General features: G+C 76.8%; 20 protein-coding genes. 10 read left to right on the top strand and 10 right to left on the bottom strand.

Going from position 1 to position 19,175, the window contains the following annotated elements; all coding sequences use genetic code 11:
- Position 1: 1 nt before the first annotated feature.
- Positions 2–637 (bottom strand): TetR/AcrR family transcriptional regulator C-terminal domain-containing protein, encoded by a 636-nt coding sequence (locus WA616_RS24160; RefSeq protein ID WP_083628267.1) that lies wholly within the window; start codon positions 635–637, stop codon positions 2–4.
- Positions 638–673: 36 nt separating this feature from the next.
- On the opposite strand from WA616_RS24160, the gene WA616_RS24155 reads away from it, so the two are divergent.
- Both WA616_RS24155 and WA616_RS24150 read left to right on the top strand, forming a co-directional pair.
- Entirely contained in the window at positions 674–1,702 is a 1,029-nt protein-coding gene (locus WA616_RS24155) for an ATP-binding cassette domain-containing protein (protein ID WP_336033891.1), read from the top strand.
- The gene (locus WA616_RS24150; RefSeq protein WP_336033889.1) at positions 1,699–2,547 is read left to right on the top strand and encodes an ABC transporter permease; all 849 of its coding nucleotides are present in this window, start codon (positions 1,699–1,701) and stop codon (positions 2,545–2,547) included. The genes WA616_RS24155 and WA616_RS24150 overlap by 4 nt, the downstream gene beginning before the upstream one ends.
- Here WA616_RS24150 and WA616_RS24145 read toward each other — a convergent pair.
- Positions 2,531–2,872, bottom strand: a complete 342-nt coding sequence (locus WA616_RS24145) for a hypothetical protein (RefSeq protein WP_336033887.1) — start codon at positions 2,870–2,872, stop codon at positions 2,531–2,533. The two genes, WA616_RS24150 and WA616_RS24145, sit on opposite strands and share 17 nt — an antisense overlap.
- 72 nt (positions 2,873–2,944) lie before the next feature.
- Between WA616_RS24145 and WA616_RS24140 the strand changes: the two genes are divergently transcribed.
- On the top strand, positions 2,945–3,835 hold the full coding sequence (locus WA616_RS24140; protein ID WP_336033885.1) for a DMT family transporter: 891 nt from the start codon (positions 2,945–2,947) through the stop codon (positions 3,833–3,835).
- A gap of 95 nt (positions 3,836–3,930) precedes the next feature.
- On the opposite strand, the gene WA616_RS24135 is transcribed toward WA616_RS24140, so the two are convergent.
- Positions 3,931–5,283: an HNH endonuclease signature motif containing protein gene (locus tag WA616_RS24135; RefSeq protein WP_336033883.1), complete on the bottom strand. Its 1,353-nt coding sequence runs from the start codon at positions 5,281–5,283 to the stop codon at positions 3,931–3,933.
- Positions 5,284–5,442: 159 nt separating this feature from the next.
- On the opposite strand from WA616_RS24135, the gene WA616_RS24130 reads away from it, so the two are divergent.
- The 5 genes from WA616_RS24130 (at position 5,443) to WA616_RS24110 (ending at position 9,979) form a co-directional block, all read left to right on the top strand.
- Positions 5,443–5,997, top strand: a complete 555-nt coding sequence (locus WA616_RS24130) for a DNA-3-methyladenine glycosylase I (protein ID WP_336033881.1) — start codon at positions 5,443–5,445, stop codon at positions 5,995–5,997.
- 117 nt (positions 5,998–6,114) lie between these two features.
- A complete protein-coding gene (locus WA616_RS24125) occupies positions 6,115–6,282 on the top strand; it encodes a DUF3117 domain-containing protein (protein ID WP_012947303.1) in 168 nt (55 codons plus the stop codon).
- Between the two features lie 98 nt (positions 6,283–6,380).
- Positions 6,381–7,898, top strand: coding sequence for a leucyl aminopeptidase family protein (locus tag WA616_RS24120; protein ID WP_336033874.1), 1,518 nt, complete (start codon positions 6,381–6,383; stop codon positions 7,896–7,898).
- A 7-nt stretch (positions 7,899–7,905) separates the two neighbouring features.
- Positions 7,906–9,360, top strand: a complete 1,455-nt coding sequence (locus WA616_RS24115) for a hypothetical protein (RefSeq protein ID WP_336033872.1) — start codon at positions 7,906–7,908, stop codon at positions 9,358–9,360.
- Between the two features lies 1 nt (position 9,361).
- Positions 9,362–9,979, top strand: coding sequence for a DUF4232 domain-containing protein (locus WA616_RS24110; protein ID WP_336033870.1), 618 nt, complete (start codon positions 9,362–9,364; stop codon positions 9,977–9,979).
- A gap of 3 nt (positions 9,980–9,982) precedes the next feature.
- Here the strand turns inward: WA616_RS24110 and WA616_RS24105 are convergent, their stop codons facing one another.
- The 7 genes from WA616_RS24105 to glgA form a co-directional block, all read right to left on the bottom strand.
- Positions 9,983–10,492 (bottom strand): DinB family protein, encoded by a 510-nt coding sequence (locus WA616_RS24105; protein ID WP_336033869.1) that lies wholly within the window; start codon positions 10,490–10,492, stop codon positions 9,983–9,985.
- 44 nt (positions 10,493–10,536) lie between these two features.
- Positions 10,537–12,039 carry a phytoene desaturase family protein gene (locus tag WA616_RS24100; protein ID WP_336033867.1) on the bottom strand — a complete coding sequence of 501 codons (1,503 nt, stop codon included), beginning with the start codon at positions 12,037–12,039 and terminating at the stop codon, positions 10,537–10,539.
- A 56-nt stretch (positions 12,040–12,095) separates the two neighbouring features.
- A complete protein-coding gene (locus WA616_RS24095) occupies positions 12,096–13,070 on the bottom strand; it encodes an MsnO8 family LLM class oxidoreductase (RefSeq protein ID WP_336033866.1) in 975 nt (324 codons plus the stop codon).
- On the bottom strand, positions 13,070–14,185 hold the full coding sequence (locus WA616_RS24090) for a spore photoproduct lyase family protein (RefSeq protein WP_336033865.1): 1,116 nt from the start codon (positions 14,183–14,185) through the stop codon (positions 13,070–13,072). Before WA616_RS24090 ends, WA616_RS24095 begins: the two co-directional genes overlap by 1 nt.
- Before the next feature lie 71 nt (positions 14,186–14,256).
- The gene (locus WA616_RS24085; RefSeq protein WP_336033863.1) at positions 14,257–15,003 is read right to left on the bottom strand and encodes a GAF domain-containing protein; all 747 of its coding nucleotides are present in this window, start codon (positions 15,001–15,003) and stop codon (positions 14,257–14,259) included.
- A gap of 31 nt (positions 15,004–15,034) precedes the next feature.
- Positions 15,035–16,138 (bottom strand): hypothetical protein, encoded by a 1,104-nt coding sequence (locus WA616_RS24080; RefSeq protein ID WP_336033861.1) that lies wholly within the window; start codon positions 16,136–16,138, stop codon positions 15,035–15,037.
- A 48-nt stretch (positions 16,139–16,186) separates the two neighbouring features.
- On the bottom strand, positions 16,187–17,359 hold the full coding sequence (gene glgA, locus WA616_RS24075) for a glycogen synthase (protein ID WP_336033859.1): 1,173 nt from the start codon (positions 17,357–17,359) through the stop codon (positions 16,187–16,189).
- Between the two features lie 73 nt (positions 17,360–17,432).
- On the opposite strand from glgA, the gene glgC reads away from it, so the two are divergent.
- Positions 17,433–18,653, top strand: coding sequence for a glucose-1-phosphate adenylyltransferase (gene glgC / locus WA616_RS24070; protein ID WP_336033857.1), 1,221 nt, complete (start codon positions 17,433–17,435; stop codon positions 18,651–18,653).
- On the top strand, positions 18,650–19,174 hold the full coding sequence (locus WA616_RS24065) for a 2'-5' RNA ligase family protein (RefSeq protein WP_336033855.1): 525 nt from the start codon (positions 18,650–18,652) through the stop codon (positions 19,172–19,174). Before glgC ends, WA616_RS24065 begins: the two co-directional genes overlap by 4 nt.
- Position 19,175: the final 1 nt, after the last annotated feature.

Below are 19,175 nucleotides of genomic sequence, written 5' to 3'. Positions count from 1 at the left end.
GTCAGGACCCGGCGACGGCGGTCCCGCGCGCGCGTTCCTCGAGCCGGGCGCGCAGCCCGCCGACGAACAGCGCCAGTCCCTCCTCGAACCGCTCGTCGTCGCCGCCGGCGGTCCGGGCGGCGGCGGCGACCGTGGGGAACCCCGCCATGTCGCCGCCGGGCTGCTCCTCGAGCGGCCGGTCGCGGTCGGCCTGGGTCTCGAGGGCGTCGCCGAGGATGAACGAGCCGAGCGCGGTGAGCACCCGCACCGCCTCGCCCGGCTCGAGCCCGGCCCCGACGAGGACGCCGAGGGTGCGCTCGATGCCGGGCAGCGAGTCCTCGGTCGGCCGGTTGCCGGCGACCACCTGCACGCTGTCGCGGTGGGCCAGCAGCAGCGCCCGTCGCACCCGGCTCGCCTCGGCCAGCCACTCCCACACCGGCTCGCCGGGGTGCGGCGCCCGGGTGCTCTCCGGGACGTCGGCCAGCACGCGGTCGGCCACGAGGTCGAGCAGGTGCCGCTTGTCCCTGACGTGCCAGTAGAGGGTCGGTGCGCTCACGCCGAGCCGGGCGGCCACGCCGCGCAGGGTCAGTCCCGCGAGGCCCTCCTCGTCGAGGACCTCGACGGCGGCGCGGACGACGTCGTCGCGGGAGATCGGCACCTTGACACTCTAACGGTGTTCGAGGACGCTGCCGGGGTGACTCTAACGGCGTTAGGGACCCCGTCGGAGGAGGCCGGCACCGGGCGGCCGCCCGCGGTGGAGGTCAGCGGCCTGGTCAAGACGTTCGGCGACGTCGAGGCCGTCCGCGGGATCGACCTGTCGGTCCGCGCGGGCGAGCTGTTCGGCTTCCTCGGCCCGAACGGGGCGGGCAAGTCCACCACCATCCAGATCCTCTGCACGCTGCTGCGGCCCACGGCGGGCGCCGCACGGGTGGCCGGCTTCGACGTCGTCCGCGACCGCACGGAGGTGCGGCGGCACATCGGCCTGGTCTTCCAGGAGACGACGCTCGACGCGCACCTCACCGCCGAGCAGAACCTGCGGTTCCACGCCGACATCTACGGGATGCCGAAGGCCGAGGTCGGGCCGCGGATCGACGCCGTCCTGGAGATGGTCGGCCTCACCGACCGGCGCCGCTCGCTGGTCCGCACCTTCTCCGGCGGCATGAAGCGCCGGCTGGAGATCGCCCGCGGGCTGCTGCACTCGCCGCGCGTGCTCTTCCTCGACGAGCCGACGATCGGCCTGGACCCCGAGTCGCGGGCGGGCCTGTGGGGCTATGTCGACCGGCTGCGCGCCGAGGAGGACATCACCGTCTTCCTCACCACGCACTACATGGACGAGGCCGAGCGCTGCGACCGCATCGCAATCGTCGACTCCGGCCGGATCGGCGCGCTGGACACCCCGTCGGCGCTCAAGGCGAGCGTCGGCGCCGACCGGGTCCGGGTGCGCACCGCCGACGACGACGCGGCCGAGGCCCTCGTGCGGGAGCGGCTCGGCGTCGAGACCGCCCGCGAGGACGGCGTGCTGGTCGTGCTCGCCCCCGACGGCGAGCGCTTCGTCCCGCGGCTGTTCGAGCTCGGCCTGACGGTGCGCTCGGTCAGCGTCTCGCGCCCCACCCTCGACGACGTCTTCCTCGCCTACACCGGCGCGCGGATGTCCGAGCGCCAGGCGGCGGCCGGCGGGCCCGCGCGGAGCCCGATGGCCGGCCCGGCGGGAGGCCGGCGGTGACGGCCACGACCGCGCCCGTCCGGCTCGGCGGGCGCGGGCTGCGCCACGAGCTGCGCGCCGTCCGGGTCGTCTGGCACCGCGACCTGCTGCGCTTCCGCACCGACCGCGGCCGGATCCTGTCCTCGTTCGCCCAGCCGCTGCTGTTCCTGTTCGTGCTGGGGCAGGGCCTGGGCGCCACCCTGCCGGTGGGCACCTTCGGCGACGCCGGCTACTCGACGTTCCTGTTCCCGGGCGTGCTGGCCACCTCGGTCATGTTCACCGCCGTCTTCTCGGCGATCTCGATCGTCTGGGACCGCGAGCTCGGCTTCCTGCGCGAGATGCTCGTGGCGCCCGTGGGCCGCACCAGCATCGTGCTCGGCAAGGCGCTGGGCGGGGCGACGGTGGCCACCCTCCAGTCGGTGGTGCTGCTGGCGCTGGCCGGGCTGGTCGGCGTCCCCTACGACCCGGTGATGATGCTCGGCACGGTCGGGCTGCTGTTCGTCGTCGCCTTCGCCATCACCGCGCTGGGTCTGGTGATCGCCGTCCGGGTCGACCAGATCCAGACCGTCATGCCGCGGGTGCAGCTGCTGCTCGCGCCGCTGATGTTCCTCTCCGGCGCGTTCTTCCCGGTCTCGGGCCAGCTGCCCGGGTGGCTGCACGCGCTGGCGCTGGCCAACCCGATCACCTACGGCGTCGACGCGGTGCGGCGGGTGGTGCTCTCCCGCGTCGACCCGTCGATCGGCGACTCCGTGGCCCTGCACTGGGGGAGCTGGCCGGTGCCGGTGTGGCTCGACGTCGTCCTGGTGGCCGGCGTCGGCGGGGTGCTGCTCGCGGTCGCCGCCTGGATGTTCAGCCGCCCCGAGTAGCGCGGGAGGCCACGAACGCCATGGCCTCCTCGGCGAGCGCGAGGTCGGACGCGGGCGTGCCGTGGTCGAGGGCCACCCACTCGCGCATCGGCGTGCCGTTGGCCGCGGCGAACGGCAGCCCGGTGCCGGTGGTGACGAGCCCCTCCACCCGGTGGGCGGGGAGCTTCAGCACCAGCGCGCCGCCGACGACCATCGCGAAGATCGACCCGTGCACGGTCAGGGCGGCCGAGCCGAAGCCGCGCCGGCCGCTCGCGCCGGGCGGGCCGACGCCGGGCCGGGTGGCCAGGGCCTCGACCAGGGAGGCGAAACGCGCGTCGGGGTCCATGACGGGACAGTCCACGGCGGCGCGGCGGGACGTGCAACGGGAACCGTCGCGGGGGCCGGGCAGGATGGCGCGGTGAGCCGTCGCGGATGGGTGCTGTTCCTGGCGATGTCGGTCATCTGGGGCGTGCCGTACCTGCTGATCAAGGTGGCCGTCGAGGAGACGTCGCCGGTGGTCGTGGTGTTCGTCCGGTGCGTCGTCGGGGCCGCCGTGCTGCTGCCGCTGGTCCTGGCCCGCGGGCAGGTGCGCCCCGCGCTGCGGCACTGGCGGCCGCTGCTGGCGTTCACCGTGCTGGAGATGACGGGGCCCTGGCTGCTGCTGTCCTACGCCGAGGTGACGCTGTCCAGCTCGCTGACCGGGCTGCTGGTCGCCTCGGTGCCCTTCGTCGCGGCCGTCGCCGCGCGGCTGGTCGGCGGGGAGGAGCGGCTCACCGCGGTGCGGCTGGCGGGGATGGGGCTCGGCGTCGTGGGGATCGTGGCGCTGCTCGGGCTCGACGTCGAGGGCATCGCGCTGCTGCCGGTGCTCGCGGTGGTGGCGGTGGTGGTCGGCTACGGCACCGCGCCGCTGATCGCCAACCGGGCGCTGGCCGACGTCCCGGGAGTGGCGGTCAGCGCGATCGCCCTGGTGCTCACCGCGGTGGTCTACGCGCCGTTCGCGGTGCCGCGGCTGGGGCAGTTGGGGTCGGCGTCGGTGCCCGCGCTGGGCTCGCTGGTCGTCCTCGGTGTGGTCTGCACGGCGCTCGCGCTGGTGCTGTTCTTCGCGCTCATCCGCGAGGTCGGCCCGCAGCGCGCGCTGGTGATCACCTTCGTCAACCCGGCCGTCGCCGTCCTGGCCGGTGTCCTGCTGCTCGACGAGCCGTTCACCCTGGGCCTCGCCGTCGGCCTGCCGCTCGTGCTGGCCGGCTGCGTCCTCGCCACCCGCCGCAACGCGCCCGCGCCGGCCGCGGTGGAGTCGCCCGTCCCCTGAGCCCCGCTCGGCGGCACGGCCTGCGCCGCCGACCGGCCCGCGCGCGCCGCGGGCAGCGCTTGTCCCGCGCATGACGGGAGCCGCCGGTCGCGTGCTCAGGCCGCCCCGGCCCTGAGGGGTGCCGGGGTGGTGATCTCGGTGCCGTCGGGCCGCCAGGTGTGCCATCGCCCGTCCGGTCGTCGCTCGATACGGAAGCCGGCGTGGACCTTGGTGTGGTGGCGTTCGCACAGCAGCGCCGAGTTCTCCAGCGACGTCGATCCGCCGTCGAGCCAGTGCACGACGTGGTGGACGTCGCACCACCAGGTGGGGGCGCCGCACCCGGCGAATACGCAGCCACCGTCGCGGACCTCCGCGGCCCGGCGGACGTGCCGGTCGGCCAGCCGCTGCTCCCGGCCCAGGTCGAGCGGGACGCCGTCGGGGCCGAGCACCACGCGGGTGATCGCGCCGTCGCAGGCCAGCCAGCGGGCGGTGGCCGCGGGGACCACGGCGCCGGACCCGAGGGTCGCGCTGCCCCGCCACCGCGGCAGAGGGGGCGTCCTGCTCGACCCGGCGCGGGCCTGGCGGATGCTCCTGGTCGCCTCGCCGGCACCGCCTGTCTCGGCCGCGGAGGAGTCGGCGTCGCGGTCGGTCGTGGCGTCGGCCTGGGCGTCGCCGTCGGTCCCGGCTCCCGAGCCGGTCGGGGCGTGGTCGGCCGGGCAGGCGGGGTCGTGCAGGTCCTCCGCGTCGACCTTCACCACGACCTGCGGCTTGACCCCGCGCAGCCGCGGCGTGCTGCCCGAAGCGAGGGCGGTGTCGGCGAGCTGCACGGCGCCGTCGGCGAGCCGCTGGGCGCGGGCGCGGTCGTCGCCGGCGGGCCGGTCGGCCTGCACGTGCGCCTCCACAGCGGTGGAGAACCGCTCCGCACCGACCGGGTCGAGGTGCAGGTGGAAGGTGACGGTGCCGTCGGCGTGGCGGACCACCGACATGCGCCGCCCCTCGGTGGGGTCGGGCGCGGGGCCGTCGGGGTCGAGGGCGGTGCAGTAGCGCTTCACCACGACGACGAGGGCGTCGTGCTCCTGTTCGATCGCCACGTCGGTGAGGACGGCGTCGATCTCGCCGAGGTCGACGCCCTGCGCGGCGGCTGCGGCCAGCCGGTCCGGGGTGGTCACCTCCGCGGCCACAGCGACCTGGGCGGCGGTGACGAGCCCGGCGTCGTGCGCCTCGGCGAGGGCCGGCAGGTGCTCCAGCGCGCGGGCGTTGTGCGCCGGCCGGGACGCCTCGCGCCCGGACAACCGGCAGTGCCCGCGCAGCCACGACGCCATGCTCTTCAGCCCGTCCCGCTCAGCGGCGGAGGACGCCTCGGCGGCCCGCACGGCGCGCGCCAGGCGGGCGTCGATCCGGTTGCGCTCGGCGACCAGCGCGGCGACGTCGTCGAGGACGTCCCCGCCGCCGATCCCGCTCGAACACATGTACGGAGTCTACCGCCCCGAGTGCGGTGCGGCGACCTGTATCCCCAGGTCAGGAGCCTGTCCACAGATGCCGGGAGGGGATTGCGGACCGACCGCGCGGGGCGGACAACGGGAGCCATGACGACCGACCTGTCCCTGCCCGCCGCTAGCGTCCCCGCCGTGGAACCCGACCGCGTCCGCTGCGCCTGGGGGGACAGCGCCCCCGAGTACGCGCGCTACCACGACGAGGAGTGGGGGACCCCGCTGCGGGGTGACGACGCCCTGTTCGAGCGCCTCAGCCTCGAGGCGTTCCAGTCCGGGCTGTCGTGGCTCACCATCCTGCGCAAGCGCCCGGCCTTCCGGGCCGCCTTCGCCGGCTTCTCCATCGACGCGGTGGCCGCCTTCACCGAGGAGGACGAGGCGCGGCTGATGGCCGACGCCGGCATCGTCCGCAACCGCGCCAAGGTCACCGCCGCCATCCGCAACGCCCGCGCCGCCCAGCAGGTCGACGGCGGCCTGTCCGACCTCCTGTGGTCGTTCGCGCCTCCCGGCCCGCGGGCCCGCCCGGCCACCCTCGCCGACGTGCCGGCCACCAGCCCGGAGTCGGTCGCGATGGCCAAGGAGCTCAAGCGCCGGGGCTTCGCCTTCGTCGGGCCCACGACCGCCTACGCCCTCATGCAGGCCACCGGCATGGTCGACGACCACGTCGCGACCTGCTTCCGGGCGACCCCCTGACGGGGCTCGTGTTGGAACCGCGGCGGGGATACGGGATCATGGGACAGAGCTACGCACCGAGGAACAGCCACACCGCCGTCGCAGAGGGGCCGCGGGTGGCCGGCGAAGGAGGCACGCATGGCGGCCATGAAGCCGCGCACGGGTGAAGGTCCCCTGGAGGTCACCAAGGAGGGGCGCGGCCTGGTCATGCGGGTGCCGCTCGAGGGCGGCGGCCGCCTGGTCGTCGAGCTGTCGCCCGACGAGGCCGCGGCGCTCTCCGAGGCCCTGAAGGGCGCGACCAGCTGAACGTCTCCGCGAGCCTGCCCTCGGGCAGCCCCGCGCAGGACGACGCGGCCCCGGCCGCCGGCAGCACGCCGGCGACCGGGGCCGCCCCCTTGCCCCGGGTGGAGCTGCTCGCGGCGCTGCCGGACCTCGGTGAGGACGACGTCCTCGCCGTCCCGGTCGGCGCCGGCGGCGCGCTGCCCCCGTGGCTCACCTCGCCGGCGCCCGGCACGGCGCCGCCGGTCCCGGCCGAGCTGCTCGCCGGCGCGCTCGCCGACACCGGCAACACCGGGAAGGCCGGCGGCATCACCAACCTGCCCGTCCCCGGCCGCCGCCCGCGCAGCGTCGTCGCCGTCGGCACCGGCGACGGGACGCTGCCGCACCTGCGTTCGTTCGTCGCCACCGCGGTGCGCCGCGCGCAGACCCTCGCCGAGCACGGCGCCGGCCGCCTCGTGCTGCCGCTGGACACCGCGCTCGCCTCCGCCGGCGCCGACGAGGTGCGCGCCGCCGTCGAGGCCGCGCTGCTGGCCGGGTACCGGTTCCGCGAGTCCTCCCGCCCGCACCCGCCGCGGCTGGCGACCGTGGCCGTCGTCGCCACCGACGCCGCCGGCCCGGCCGTGGCCGCCGCGGCCCGCGCCGGCGAGGTCACCGCCCGCGCCGTCGCCTGGGCCCGCGACCTGGTCAACACCCCGCCCGACACCGGTGACCCGGCCTGGCTCGCGCAGCAGGCGGTCGACCGGCTCGGCGGCCTGCCGCACGTCACCGTGACCGTGCTCGGTCCCGGGGAGCTCGCCGCGGGCGGCTTCGGCGGGGTCCTCGCCGTCGGCGGCGGCTCGGCGTCCCCGCCGCGGCTCGTCGTCGCCGCCTACGACCCGCCGGGCGCCGGCGCCTCGCACCCCGTGCTCGTCGGCAAGGGCATCACCTACGACACCGGCGGCCTCCAGATCAAGCACGGCCCCGGCATGCGCGACATGAAGACCGACATGGCCGGGGGAGCGGCGGTGCTCGCCGCGGTCGAGGCCGCCGCCCGCCTGGAGTTGCCGGTGCGGGTCACCGCCGTCGTCCCGGCCGCCGAGAACGCGGTGTCGGGCTCGTCGTACCGGCCGGCCGACGTCATCCGGCACGTCGGCGGGCGCACCACCGAGGTGCAGAACACCGACGCCGAGGGGCGCCTCGTCCTCGCCGACGGCCTCGCGCACGCCCGCCTGCACCTCCGCGCGACCGCGCTGGTCGACGTCGCCACGCTCACCGGCGCCATGAAGGTCGCGCTCGGCGCACGCACCGCCGGCCTGTACGCCACCACCGACGGCCTGGCCGACGCGCTGTCCACGGCGGCGCTGCACGCCGGCGAACGGGTCTGGCGGATGCCGCTGGACGAGGAGTACGCGCCGCAGCTGGCCAGCGAGGTCGCCGACGCCACCAACGCCCCCGGCAACCCCGGCGGCACCACCGCGGCGCTGTTCCTGCGACCCTTCGCCGGAGACCTGCCCTGGGCGCACCTCGACGTCGCCGGACCGGCCCGCGCCGGCTCCGACGACGCCGAGGTGGTCAAGGGCGGCACCGGTTTCGGCGCCCGCACCCTGCTGCGCTGGCTGGAGGCCGGGGCACCGGTCGACCCGCCGCCCGTCACCACGGACTGAGGAGCCCATGAGCACCGACGACACCGGCGTCGTCTTCCCCGCCGGCCCCGACGGGCGGCGCAGCACCGGGGCGGTGGGCCGCGCGGTGGTCGCCGACGCGCTGCGGCCGGTCGACCCGGTGGGCGCCCGCGCCGCCGAGCAGGAGACCAACTGGCGCGCCGGGTACCTCACCCACTTCCGGCGGCTGGTCGAGGCGGGTCTGGCCTCCCCGGACGCGGCGCGCGCCGTCGCCGGCGCCGGGCTCGACGCGGTGCACGCCCGGCTGCACGTCGCCGGCGACGACGGCGAGCGGCCGCTGTCGGCCCTGCTCGACGCCCCGTCCACGCGCACCCCGGGCACCCGGGAGGTCACCGGCGAGGGCGAGGCCGAGCGCGAGTTCAGCCTGCCGTTCCACGGGTCGCGCCTGCGCGGCGCCGAGTTGTCCCGGCGGTTGGACGCCTGGGTCGAGGGTGGCGTCCTCGAGCCGTCGGCGGCCGAGGCAGTGCGCACCGTGGCCGCGCACCCCGAGTGGCTGGCGCTGCCCGGCCGCACCGTCGTCGTGCTCGGCGCCGGCGCGGAGATGGGCCCGCTGACCGCGCTGCTGCGCTGGGGCGCCACCGTGGCCGGGGTCGACCTGCCGCGGCCGGACCTGTGGCGCCGTGTCCTCGACACCGCCCGCCGCGGCGCGGGCACGCTGCTGGTCCCCGCCGACGGCGACCTGCCCGGCGGCGCCGGCGCCGACCTGGTGCGCGAGGTGCCCGCCGTCGCCGACTGGCTGGCCGGGCTGCCGGGGGAGCTCGTGCTCGGCAACTACGTCTACGCCGACGGCGCCACGAACGTCCGGGTCTCCGCCGCCGTCGACGCGCTCACCCTGCGGCTGCAGGCGGCCCGGCCGGAGACGGCGCTGGCCTTCCTCGCCACGCCCACCGACGTGTTCGCCGTCCCCGGGGACGCCGTCGCCCAGTCGGTGCGCGCGTACGCGGGCCGCTCGCGGGTGGGCAAGCTGGTCGGCCGCCCGCTGCGCACCCTGTCGGCGGGCCGGCTGCTGCAGCGCGCCTACGTGCCCGGCGCCGACCCGGGCGTCAACGACAGCCTGGTCGCCCAGCAGGGCCCCAACTACGCGCTGGCCAAGCGGCTGCAGCGCTGGCGGGCCACGGTTGCGCGGTCGGCCGGGACGACGGTGTCGATGAACGTCGCGCCGCCCACCCGCACCCGCTCGGTGGTGAAGAACCGGGCACTGGCCGCCGCGTACGCCGGCGCCCACCGCTTCGGCGTCGAGGTGTTCGAGCCGGCGACGTCGAACGTGCTCATGGCCGCGCTGCTGGTGCACGACCTGCACACCGGGGGCGGTCCCCGGCACGAGCACCCCTGGCAGGACGAGGCGCACGCCGCCGTCCACGGCGGGCTGTGGCGGACGGCCTACGCGCCGCGCAGCGCGCTGGGGCTGGCCGCGGTGCTGGGCCTCGGCGCCGCCCGGGGCTGAGGTGCGCGCCCGCTCCTCCTGGATGGTCCCGCTGCTGGTGGCGCTGGCCGTCGTCGCGGTGACGGCGGTCGCGCTGGCCCTCCGGACGCCCGGCGGGCCGGCCGATGCCGCGGGCCTCGGGGTCCCGCCGTCCCCGTCGCCGGCGACCCCGCCGGCGACGGAGCCGGAGGACGCGCCGGCGGTGCCGCAGCCGGTGACACCGACCTGCTCGCCGCTCGGTCTGCTGGTCACCGCCGGCCCGGTCGACGCCGGCCTCGGCCACCGCGCCGTCGTCGTCACGGTGACCAACTGCGGGGACACCGCGCGCGAGGTCACCGGCTACCCGGCGGTCGAGGTGCTCGATGCCGGCGGCCGGCCGATGGCGTTCGAGACGGCGCACGAGTCGAGCTACATGGTGATCGACCCCGGCCCCGCGCCGCTGGTGCTGCAGCCGGGGGAGAGCGCGGTGACCGGGGTGTCGTGGTCGGCGACGGTGACCGCCGGCGGGCTCACCGAGGGCCAGGCGCTGCGCGTCGTCCCGGTGCCCGGCGACCCGGGCCAGGTGCTCCCGATGTGGGTCGACGCCGGCACCACGGGGCGGATCGAGGTCGCCGCCTGGGCGACCGAGCTCGCGCGCTGAGGCTCACTCGCCGGTGACGCCGTCGACCGCCTCCCGCAGCAGGTCGGTGTGCCCGGCGTGCCGCGCCGTCTCCTCGAGCAGGTGCAGCAGCATCCACCGCAGGCTGAAGAGGCTCCCGTTGCGGAGCGGGACCGCCGACAGCGCGTCGAGGGAGCCCGCGGCCGCCACCACGGCGTCGGTGCGCCGGCCGGCCTCCCGGTAGCGCTCGCGCAGCGCGTCGGGCTCCAGGCCGAGGGCGGCGTCGAACTCCCAGTCGGGGGTGGCGTCCCAGTCGACCCCGTCCCACGGCGCGAGCTCGGGCCCGCCCGAGAACCGCTCCACCGCCCAGCTCTCCTCGACCAGCGCCAGGTGGTACAGCAGCCCGGCCAGGGTGAGCGACGACGGCGGGTGGGTGCGCCCCAGCTGCTCGCGGCTCAGCCCCTCGGTCTTCTGCAGCACCGTCTCGCGCTGGTAGGCGAGGTAGGCGGACAGCAGGGTCGTCTCGTCGCCGGTCTCCGGCGGGTCGGTGCGCACGCCGGGCAGCCTCGCACCGGCCGCCGACAGCGTGCGCCGCGGACTCAGGCGGGACCGACCAGCCCGGCGACGATCTCGGCCGACAGGGTGACCAGCGGCAGCCCGCCGCCCGGGTGCGAGGAGCCGCCGACGAGGTAGAGCCCGCGGACGGGCGCGGCGTTGCCCGGCCGCAGGAAGGCCGCGCGGGCGCCGTTGCTCGACGTGCCGTAGATCGAGCCGCCGACGGCGCCGGTCTCCCGCGCGAGGTCGGCCGGCGTGCGGGCCACGCACCAGCGCACCCGGTCGCGCACGTCGAGGCCGCGCGCGGCCATCACCTCGAGCACCCGCCCGGCGTACCGGTCGGCCAGGCCCGGCGCGTCCCAGTCGACGCCGGCGTCGGGGTCGTGCCGGGGCGCGTTGACCAGGACGAACCAGGACTCGCTGTCGTCGTCGGGCCGGGTGGCCGGGTCGTCGGGGGCGCTGACGTAGACCGTCGGGTCGGGGACCGGGCAGGGGACGCCGCGGTGCCGGCCGGTGCCGAAGACCGCGTCGAACTCGGCGTCGTAGTCGGTGGGGAAGGCGACGGTGTGGTGCGCCAGCCCGGGCGTCCGCCCGCGCAGGGCGAGCAGCAGCACGAAGCCCGACAGCGACGGCGTCGCCCGGGTCAGCCCGCGGCGCACCGCGCGGGTGCGCCGGTTGGGGGGCAGCAGCCCGGCGTAGAGCGCGGTGGCGTCCGCGCCGGAGACCACGACGTCGGCGGTGATCTCCCCGCCCTCGGCCAGCTCCACCCCGGACACCCGGCCACCGTCGCTGAGCACCCGGCGCACCGGCGTGCCGGTGCGGACGTCCGCGCCGCGCTCGCGCGCCCGGTCGGCCACCGCCTCAGCCAGCCGGTGCAGGCCGCCGCGCACGTACCAGGAGCCGAACGCCTGCTCGACCCACGGCACGGTGGCCAGCACCGCCGGTGCCCGGCGCGGGTCGGAGCCGGAGTAGGTGGCGTACCGGTCGAGCAGCACCCGCAGCCGCGGGTCGCGCAGGTGGCGGGCGCCCAGGCCGCGCAGCGTCTGCCAAGGGGCGACGGTGCCGACGTCGGACGGGTCGCGGGCCAGCCGGGCGAGGGTGGCGGCCCCGCGCAGGGGCGAGCGCAGGAAGGGCTGCTCGGTGATCGCCCACATGGCCTCGGCGCGGTCCAGCAGCGCCCGCCACTGGCCGCCCGCGCCGTCGCCCAGCGCCCCGTCCAGCGCGCCGGGGACGTCGTCGAGGTGCCCGGGGACGGCCAGCCGCGTGCCGTCGGCGAACCGGTAGGCCACCGCGGGGTCGAGGCGCACCAGGTCGACGGCGTCCTCCAGCGGGCCGCCGGTGGCGTCGAAGAGGTCGCGCAGCACCTGGGGCAGCGTCACCAGGCTGGGGCCGGTGTCGAAGGCGTGGCCGTCGCGCTCGAACCAGCCGAGCTTCCCGCCGACGCCGTCGGCCTGCTCCAGGACGGTCACGCGGTGCCCGAGCGCGCCGAGCCGGGCGGCCGCCGCCAGCCCGCCGAGCCCGGCGCCGACGACCACGACGCGCGCCACCCCGCCACCGTAGTGCGGGGACGTCGTCCCCGAACGGGTGATCCGGCCCCGGGCGCTCAGGCGAGCGCAGCGGCCAGCGCCGCGTCGGAGGCGGCCAGCGCCGCCCGGTCGAACGTGCTGCCGGCCGCGACCAGCTCGCTCGCGCCCGTGCGCTCTGCCAGCTCGGCGAGCCGGCCGGCCACCTGGGACGCGGTGCCGGCCACGGCCGAGGCCGCCGTCCGTCCGGCGTGCCGGCGCTGCACCGCGGTCATCGGCGCCGCCCGCGCCACGGCCACCGGTTCCAGCGGCGGGAAGACGCCGGTGGTGCGCGCCTGCGCCATCGCCCACGCCTCGGGCAGCAGCAGGTCGGCGGCCTCGGCGGCGGTGTCGGCGACCAGCACGTCGAGACTGATCGCCACCTCCGGCTCCGGTGCCCGCGCCGAGGGGCGGTAGGTGCGGCGGTAGCGGCCCAGTGCCTCCCGACCGGGCTCCGGGTCGCCGGCCACGCCCAGCAGCGGCCCGCCGACGACGACCGGCAACCCGAGCGCCGCCGCGACCTCCAGGCCGGAACCGGTGGCGAGCACCCACATCGGCACGTCGGCGGCCGGGCGCGGGTGCATGGTGATCTCCGCGGTGCCGTCGAGGTGGGCGCGCAGCTCGGTGAGGTCGGCGGCGAAGTCGCGCTCGGTCTCCCGGAGCGCCCGGCGCACCGGCGGGGTGAAGCCGGGGGAGCGGCCGAGCCCGAGGTCCACCCGGCCGGGAGCCAGCGCGCTCAGGGTGGCGAACTGCTCGGCGACGACGAGCGGCTGGTGGTGCGGCAACATCACGCCGGCCGAGCCCAGCCGGATCGCCGTCGTCCGGCCGGCCACCGCGACCAGCAGCACCGCCGGGGCGGCCCCGGCGATCCCCGGGACGCCGTGGTGCTCGGCCACCCAGAACCGCCGGTAGCCGAGCGGTTCGGCGCGCACCGCCCGCTCGACGGTGCCCAGCACCGCGGCCGCGTCGGTCTCCCCGGCGCGGGTGCGGGAGCGGTCGAGCAGGGACAGGTGCATCAGAACGCGTAGCGCACGCGCAGCCAGGGCGCGTGGTGGGCGATGAGCTCCTGCAGCCGGTCGACGCCCGCCCGCTTCACGTGGTTGCGGTAGCGCACGTTCCACTGACCGTTCTGGCTGCGCTTGGGCTGCTGGAGGTCCGGCCGCCACAGCAGGTCCTCGGCCTTGGGGTGCCAGCCGAGGTTGACCTCGTGCAGGTCGCGGTTGTGGGTCAGCATGATCACCTCGGCCGCCGCCTGCGCCTTCGCCGCGGGGGAGAGCGTGTCGTCGAGCTGGCGCAGCAGCTGCGCCCAGTCGGCCTCCCAGCCCTCGCGCAGCACCACCGGCGACAGGTTGAGGTGCACCTCGTAGCCGGCCTCGACGAAGTCGTCGACGGCGGCGACGCGCTCGGCGATGCGGCTGGTGCGCACGTCGATCACCCGGGAGTCGGCGTCGGGCATGAGCGAGAACCGGATGCGCGTGCGGCCCTGCGGGTCGAGGTCGAGCAGCTCCCGGTTGACGAACTTGGTGGCGAACGACGCCTTGGCGGTGGGCAGCTCCCGGAAGGTGGCGACCAGGTCGGCGACGTTGTCGCTGACCAGCGCGTCGACCGAGCAGTCGCTGTTCTCGCCGATGTCGTAGACCCAGCTGACCGGGTCGCACTGGTCGGCCTCGGTCTTGGGTCCCTGCCGGGCCACGTGCCGGCGCACGTAGCCGGTGATCTGCTCGATGTTGGTGAACACGGTGATCGGGTTGGCGAAGCCCTTGCGCCGCGGCACGTAGCAGTAGGCGCAGGCCATGGCGCACCCGTTGGCCGTCGAGGGAGCGATCCAGTTCGACGAGCGGCTGTTGGGCCGGGCCGACAGCGACTTCTTGACGCCGAGCACCAGCGTCTCGGTCTTGACGCGCACCCAGCGCTCGACGTTGCCCTCGTTGCCGTTGAGCTCCGGGATCTGCCAGTGCGAGGGCACCTCGACCACCTCGGCGCCGGGGAAGCGGGCGAGCACGTCGCGGCCGCGGGCGGAGTCCAGGGCGGCGGGCTCGGCGTAGACGGTGCGCACGTCGAGCAGGCGGGTGGGGGAGGGGACGGGCGCGGGGACGGTCGGGACGGACGACGGCGAGGGCGCTGCGGTCACAGCGGGTACAGCACCCCGCCGGCGACGGCGATTCCGCCGCTGACCTGCGGGGACGGTCACACGGGCCGCTCCTAGGCGGCGGGCCCCTGCACCGGCCCGGCGGCGAGGTCCTCGATCCGCAGCACCCCGGTCTCGAGGTCCTCGGCGACGTCCTCGACGGTCCGCCCGCCGGACCAGGCGGTGCCGCGCAGCAGCGTCAGCGCCGTCGCCGGGTCGGTCTCCAGCGCCATCGCCGCGCGGCCGGCGGCGCGCAGCACGGCGGCGCGGCGGCGGGCCTCCGGGCCGTGCAGCCAGTCCGGCCCGCGCTCGGCCGGCCAGTCCGACCACACCGCCGCCTCGGTGAGCGCGGCGGTGACCAGCTCGCCCACCGCGACCGCGGCGAACACGTCGAGCGCCGGCACCGCGGCGTCCGCGGTGAAGTAGAGGTCCAGCGCGCCGGCGCCGGCAAGGTCCTCCCGCAGCGGGAAGGCGACCACGGCGCGGAACGGCGTCTGCGAGGCGAGCAGGTCGGCGAAGGGGGCCCACCGCCGCCGCAGGTCGGCCTGGACGGCGAACACCGGCTGCCGCGTGCGCTGCGCCTCCCAGCAGGGGCCCGCGCCCACGGTGAACTGCAGCCGCTCGGCGCAGGCCGCGTCGGTGCTGCTCGACCCGAGCGGGATCCGCGCGCCTGCGGCGTCGACGACCGACAGCCCGGCGGCGTCGACGCCGAGCGTGGCCGCGGCCGCGCGGGTCAGCCGGACGGGCAGCAGCTCGGTCCCGCCCGGCCCGCGGGCGGTCTGCTCGTGCAGCGCCGCGGCGAACCGTGTGGCGATGGTCACAGCCCATCCTCCCCCGGACTCGCCGGTCTCGTCACCCGTCCTGGCCGACGCGGTGGGTGTAGGCCGCGTCGCGCACCGCCTCGTCGGACTCCAGGCCCGCGCCCAGCGCGCCGCCCACGGTGGCCAGCGAGCTCGTCAGCCAGGCCAGCTCCAGGTAGTCCCCGAGGGAGGCCCGGTGGCCCAGCCCGTCGGCGAACAGCCCCGGCGGCACCAGCAGCAGCGACCCGGCCAGCGCCAGCAGGAACAGCGCCGCGTAGAGGGTCAGCACGCCGATGACCACGGTGGCCACGGTGGCCAGGTTGAACAGCGCCACCTGCTTGCGCACCCGCCGCGACCGCGCCCGCTCCCACAGCTCCGCGCCCACGACGAGCGTCGCGCAGATGGCCACCACCGAGCCGAGCCCCACGGTGAGGTGCCGGGCCAGGCCGAAGCGGTCGGCCAGCAGCCAGACGTCGGGGGTGATGAGCGCGAACACCCCGGCGGCGACGGCGGCGGTCAGCGCCCGCGACAGCGAGATGGTCAGCCGCCACGGCCGGTTGGCCCGCACCATGCCGACCAGCAGCCGCAGGTTCCCGCTGAGCACCCGGGCGGTGAACCCGACGCCGTCCCCGCCGTCGGTGTCGGCGGCGAGCTCGCGCACCCGCCGGCGCAGCGCCTCGGGGTCGTCCCCGCCGTCGTCACCGAGCAGCGCGGCGACCAGGCCCACCGACGTCTGCAGCGCCCGCCGCCGGCGGCCCACCGCGCCCAGCGCCGGCAGCGAGAGCACCGCGACGCCGTGCACGGGGCTGGCGTGCGCGACGACGGTGCGCCGGTCGACGCTCAGCGGCAGGTCGGTGACGCAGACGGCGAGGTCCCACTCCTCGACCAGCAGCCGCCCGCGCGCCGCGGCCACGATCTCGGCGTCGTCGGCCGGCGGCTGCACCAGCCCGTCCTCGACCACGCGCACGTCCCAGGCGACGTCGGGGTGCCGCTCGCGCAACGCGCCGGCGAGGTCGGCGGCGAGCTCGCCGGCCACCTCGAGCGCCGCGCCGGGCGCGGCGACGAGCCCGACGACGACGTCGGGACGGGCGGTCTCGGACAGCGGGTCGCGCGCGCCCTCCGGGGCGGCCGCGGTCGGGGTCGGGTCGGGAGCCACGACGGGACAGGATCCCATCCCGGCGCCCGCGCCCCGCGGGCAGGCGGGTCACCCCCGGGCGGCGAGCACCTGCGAGTAGACCTGCACGGTCTGCTGGGCGATGGCCGGCCAGCCGAACTCCGAGAGCACCCGCTCGCGGCCGGCGGCGCCCATCGCCGCGGCGCGGGCCGGGTCGGCCAGCAGCTCGGCGGTGCGCTCGGCCAGCCCCGCCTCGAAGGCGCCGGGGTCCTGCGGGTCGTAGGGCACCAGCAGGCCGGTCACGCCGTCGGCGACCACCTCGGGGATGCCGCCGACCGCGCTGGCCACGACCGCGGTGCCGCACGCGGCGGCCTCGAGGTTGACGATGCCCAGCGGCTCGTAGACCGACGGCACGACGAACACCGTGGCGCCGGTGATCAGCGGCACCAGCTGCTCGCGGGGCACCATCGCCTCGATCCAGACCACGCCCGGCCGGCGCGCCTGCAGCTCGGCCACCGCGTCGGCGACCTGCTGCCGCTCGGCCGGGGTGTCGGGGGCGCCGGCGCAGAGCACCAGCCCCGCGTCGGGCGGTAGCTGCTCGGCCGCGCGCAGCAAATGGACGACGCCCTTCTGCCGGGTGATCCGCCCGACGAACAGCGCGTAGGGCCGGTCGGGGTCCACGCCGAGGGAGCGGACGACGTCGGGCGCGGGGGTGGGCCGGTAGGCCTCGGCGTCGACGCCGTTGCCGACGACGTGCACCCGCGCCGGGTCCAGGTCGGGATAGGCATCGAGGACGTCGGCGCGCATGCCGTGGCTGACGGCGACGACGGCGTCCGCGGCCAGGTAGGCGGAGCGCTCCACCCACGACGACAGCCGGTAGCCGCCGCCGAGCTGGTCGGCCTTCCACGGGCGCCGCGGCTCGAGGGAGTGCGCGGTGACCACGTGCGGGACGCCGTGCACCAGCCCGGCGAGCAGGCCCGCGCCGTTGGCGTACCAGGTGTGGCTGTGCACGAGGTCGACGCCGGCGAGCCCCGCCGCGATCTCGACGTCGGTGCCCAGCGCCTGCAGCGCGCCGTTGGCCTGCGCCAGGCCCGGGGGCACCGGCCAGGCCACCGCGTCCGGCCGCGGGGCGCCGAAGCAGTGCACGTCGACGTCGGGCCCCGCGGGCAGCGCGCGCAGCGCCGCCACGAGGTGCTCGACGTGCACCCCGGCGCCGCCGTAGACGTCCGGGGGCCACTCCCTGGTCACGATGCCGATCCGCACGGCGGTCACCCTAGGGGGCGGGAAGCACCCGGGCGGGGCGACGGCGGTCCCGGCCAGCGACTAGGTTCCCCCCATGCGTGGCAGTCCCCGGGTTCTCGGCATCGTGCTCGCCGGTGGCGAGGGCAAGCGGCTCGCGCCCCTGACCGCGGACCGGGCCAAGCCCGCCGTCCCGTTCGGCGGCAACTACCGCCTGATCGACTTCGTGCTGTCGAACCTGGTGAACGCCGAGATCCGGCAGATCGCCGTCCTCACACAGTACAAGAGCCACAGCCTCGACCGGCACATCACCACGACGTGGCGGATGTCGAACCTGCTGGGCAACTTCATCACCCCGGTGCCGGCGCAGCAGCGGCTCGGCCCGCGCTGGTACACCGGCAGCGCCGACGCGATCTTCCAGAGCCTCAACCTGATCTACGACGAGCGGCCCGAGATCGTCGTCGTCTTCGGCGCCGACCACGTCTACCGGATGGACCCGGGGCAGATGGTCGACCAGCACCTGCAGACCGGTGCCGGCGTCACCATCGCCGGGCTGCGCGTGCCGCGGCAGGAGGCCACCGGCTTCGGCGTCATCGACGCCGACGCCGACGGGAAGGTGCGCGGCTTCCTCGAGAAGCCCGCCGACCCGCCCGGCCTGCCGGACTCCCCGGAGGAGTCCTTCGCCTCGATGGGCAACTACGTCTTCACCACCGACGCGCTGCTCGAGGCCCTGCGCACCGACGCCGAGGACCCCGACTCGGTGCACGACATGGGCGGCTCGATCATGCCGATGATGGCCGCCACCGGGGACGCCTACGTCTACGACTTCTCGACCAACATCGTCCCGGGCAGCACCGAGCGCGACCACGGCTACTGGCGCGACGTCGGGACGATCGACGCCTACTTCGACGCGCACATGGACCTGGTGTCGGTCACGCCGGTGTTCAACCTCTACAACGACCGCTGGCCGATCTACACGCTCCCGCCGCAGCTGCCGCCGGCGAAGTTCGTGCTCGGCGGGCGGGCCGAGGAGTCGATGGTCAGCGCCGGCGCGATCATCGGCGGCGGCTCCGTGCACAACTCGGTGGTCTCCCCGGGCGTGCGCGTCGACCGCGGCGCCCGGGTCGAGGACAGCGTGCTCATGGACGGCGTGGTGGTCGGCGAGGGCGCCTTCGTCCGGCGCGCGATCCTCGACAAGAACGTCGTCGTCCCGCCGTGGGCGCGCATCGGCGTGGACACCGGCGCCGACCGCGAGCACTACCACGTCAGCGCCGGCGGCGTGACCGTCCTCGGGAAGGGCGCCCGCGCGGTCCTGTGAGCGACGCCCGGGCGCTGATCGTCACGTTGCTCCTCGAGGAGCAGGCGCAGGCCCGCTTCGACCGGCTGCGCGCCGAGCACTTCCCGCGCGAGCGCAACCACCTGGCCGCGCACGTGACGCTGTTCCACGCGCTGCCGGGGGAGGAGCGGCCCGCCGTCGAGGCGGCGCTGGACCGGGCCGCCGACCGGCCGCCGTTCGACGTCGCCGTCACCGGGCTGCAGCTGCTCGGCCGCGGGGTGGCCTACCGGCTGGCCTCGGCGGAGCTGGCCGCGCTGCACGCGGGCCTGGCCGCGGAGTTCGACCCGTGGCTGACCCCGCAGGACCGGCAGCGGCTCTCACCGCACGTGACCGTGCAGAACAAGGTGGAGCCGGCGGTGGCGCGCGGGCTGCGCGACCGGCTGGCCGCCTCCTTCGTCCCGTACGACGTGCCCGCCCGCGGCCTCGGGCTGTGGCGCTACCTCGGCGGCCCGTGGGAGCCGCTGGGGGAGCACCCCTTCGCCGCCCAGGCCCTCCTCGGCTAGG

This window comes from Geodermatophilus sp. FMUSA9-8, from assembly GCF_037034165.1.
Taxonomy (GTDB): domain Bacteria; phylum Actinomycetota; class Actinomycetes; order Mycobacteriales; family Geodermatophilaceae; genus Geodermatophilus; species Geodermatophilus nigrescens.
The sequence above is the reverse complement of the archived record's forward strand: the minus strand, read 5'-3'. Positions and strand labels throughout refer to the sequence as shown.